Annotated in this window: 2 protein-coding genes and 1 pseudogene; 2 read left to right on the forward strand and 1 reads right to left on the reverse strand. The window is 43.1% G+C overall.

All coding sequences use genetic code 11. The annotated features are described in order from the left end of the window. A pseudogene (locus tag O9295_RS21425) lies at positions 1-318 on the forward strand (IS1 family transposase); the annotation flags it as partial. 50 nt (positions 319-368) lie between these two features. Here the strand turns inward: O9295_RS21425 and sufR are convergent. Next, on the reverse strand, positions 369-1,007 hold the full coding sequence (gene sufR / locus O9295_RS21430; protein WP_012265479.1) for an iron-sulfur cluster biosynthesis transcriptional regulator SufR: 639 nt from the start codon (positions 1,005-1,007) through the stop codon (positions 369-371). A 223-nt stretch (positions 1,008-1,230) separates the two neighbouring features. On the opposite strand from sufR, the gene sufB reads away from it, so the two are divergent. Then, positions 1,231-2,673 (forward strand): Fe-S cluster assembly protein SufB, encoded by a 1,443-nt coding sequence (sufB, locus tag O9295_RS21435; protein ID WP_036395285.1) that lies wholly within the window; start codon positions 1,231-1,233, stop codon positions 2,671-2,673. Positions 2,674-2,809 lie beyond the last annotated feature (136 nt).

Consider the following 2,809-nt stretch of genomic DNA (forward strand, 5'->3'; position numbering starts at 1 on the left):
GCTATGCGCGGAGATAGGAGTCGTCAATCAGCTAAAAAACTTTGGGGCCAGTTTACCCGGTGTTGACCGACAATGCGCGGTTGCTTACACAGACTTTTGGGAGTCCTATAAGACAGTAATTCCTAGTAAACGTCATCGACCGGTCGGGAAAGAAACTGGTCAAACTAATCCTATTGAAAGATTAAATAATACCTTTCGACAAAGGATTTCTCGGTTGGTGAGAGAGAGTCTATCTTTCTCTAAAAAAATGGAGAATCACGTTGGGGAGCCCTTTGGTATTTTATCCATGACTACAATGCACACCTGGCAAAGGATTAAGCCGCCATCACTACTACCGAATCACCACCGAGATAACTAATCTTTCTCTGTCATCCCTTGCACTTAATTAGATAACCACATCGTTGCTCACCTTGATTGATCCAGTGAGTCCGTTCGATCGTACAATCGGGCAGCAGCATCGCAAACATTTCTAATTCATGGCCACAGATACTGGGATAAGAACCAGCCACCTCAGCAATAGCGCAATGATGCTCGGCCAGGACATAACTATTTTCTGCTTCCAGTGCCACTAATTCTGCCATATAACCCTCCTCTTGGCGAATTTCCAGCAATTTTCTCATTCTTTCCCCTAAAGACCCCTTCCCGAGGCGCAATTGATATTCTGCCGCTTTGCGTTGCCACTGTTTTTTGAGAATTTCCCCCACCTGTTGCTCTCCCACCGTCTCCACGAGAGTATTGAGGAAAGAAACGGCGAAATTATCGTAATTATGGGGAAAACGGCCACGACCTTGACGACTGAGACGATAAATGTGCTGGGGCCGTCCTATCTTATTTTGTACGGCAAAATATTCTATCAGTCCTTCCTCCTCCAAATCCTTAAGATGGCGGCGCGTCGCTTGCGGACTAATACTTAACTCCTCAGCCAAGTCTTGGGCTGTAGATTGACCGTTTTTGAGCAAATATTGCAGAATATCGTCTTTCGTCGAGGCGGGTTGAGTCGTGGTCATGATACCAAAAACAGAGGCTTTAGCGTACAATTGCTGAGAGTCAAGAAGCGGCCAATTACCCCTACAGAGTAACCTGAATAACAGAGGTTTACCAGCATCCTCTGAAATTTTCCGTGACTTTGACAACAGCTTTGTTGTTAATCTATTATATAATCAATTTAAACAACTTTATTGTTGTTTAACTGCCTCCCCTGCCTACTGCGTAGAGAGAACACTAACCCCCATGAGTGCAACCACCGTTAAAAATCTCGTTAACCAACCCTACAAGTACGGTTTCATCACCGATATTGAATCGGAAACCATCCCCCGCGGTTTAAATGAGGAGATTATTCGCCTAATTTCAGCGAAAAAGAAGGAACCGGAATTCATGCTCGATTTTCGTCTCCGGGCCTACCATCAATGGCAAAAGATGACCGAACCCAGTTGGCCGCACGTTTCCTATCCTGCCATTGATTATCAAAATATTATCTACTACTCTGCACCCAAACAGAAAAAAGAAAAACTCAACAGTCTTGAAGAAGTTGACCCCACTTTAATCGAAACCTTTGAAAAATTAGGCATTCCCCTTTCGGAACAAAAACGCCTTTCTAACGTGGCCGTGGATGCTATCTTTGATAGCGTTTCTATCGCCACAACTTTTAAAGAAAAACTAGCAGAACAGGGGGTTATTTTCTGTTCTATTTCGGAAGCTTTACAGGAACATCCCGACTTAGTGCAGAAATATCTCGGTACTGTGGTTCCCGTGGGTGATAATTATTTTGCCGCTCTTAATTCTGCCGTTTTTAGCGATGGTTCCTTTGTTTTTATACCCAAAGGTGTCGTCTGTCCTATGGAATTGTCCACCTATTTTCGGATTAATAACGGTGAGACGGGACAATTTGAAAGAACTTTAATTGTCGCTGAAGAAGGGGCATCGGTAAGTTATTTAGAAGGTTGCACCGCTCCGATGTACGATAGTAATCAACTTCATGCCGCCGTCGTGGAATTAGTCGCCCTCGATAATGCGGATATTAAATATTCGACGGTACAAAATTGGTACGCTGGCGATGCCAATGGTAAGGGAGGTATTTACAATTTCGTCACTAAACGGGGTCTGTGTAAAGGAGTTAATTCTAAGATTTCTTGGACGCAGGTGGAAACTGGTTCGGCAATTACTTGGAAGTATCCCAGTTGTGTCTTAGTCGGCGATAATTCCGTCGGGGAATTCTACTCAATTGCCCTAACTAATAACAAACAACAGGCCGATACAGGTACGAAAATGATTCACATTGGCCGCAACACCAAGAGTACCATTATTTCTAAGGGAATTTCTGCGGGTAACTCCCAAAATAGTTATCGCGGGTTAGTGAAAATGGGACCGAAAGCCAAAGGAGCAAGAAATTACTCCCAGTGTGATTCTATGCTGATTGGAGATAATGCCGAAGCTAACACTTTTCCCTATATTCAGGTGGATAACAACAGTGCTAAAGTAGAACACGAAGCTTCTACTTCTAAAATCGGTGAAGACCAATTATTCTACTTCGCACAACGGGGTATTTCCGAAGAAGATGCTGTCTCTATGTTAGTCAGTGGTTTCTGTAAGGATGTCCTCAGTAAATTACCGATGGAATTCGCCGCCGAAGCTGATAAACTCCTCAGTCTCAAGCTAGAAGGAACCGTCGGATAACAGTTATCAGTTATCAGTTATCAGTTATCAGTTATCAGTTATCAGTTATCAGTTATCAGTTATCAGTTATCAGTTATCAGTTATCAGTTATCAGTTATCAGTTATCAGTTATCAGTTATCAGTTATCAGTTATCAG

Origin of the sequence: Microcystis sp. LE18-22.4A, from assembly GCF_027531105.1 — a bacterium.
Taxonomy (GTDB): domain Bacteria; phylum Cyanobacteriota; class Cyanobacteriia; order Cyanobacteriales; family Microcystaceae; genus Microcystis; species Microcystis aeruginosa.

Excerpts from the sequence above, each read along its gene's own strand:
- sufB (WP_036395285.1), top strand. The coding sequence starts at position 1,231 with ATGAGTGCAACCACCGTTAAAAATCTCGTTAACCAACCCTACAAGTAC.
- sufR (WP_012265479.1), bottom strand. The coding sequence starts at position 1,007 with ATGACCACGACTCAACCCGCCTCGACGAAAGACGATATTCTGCAATAT.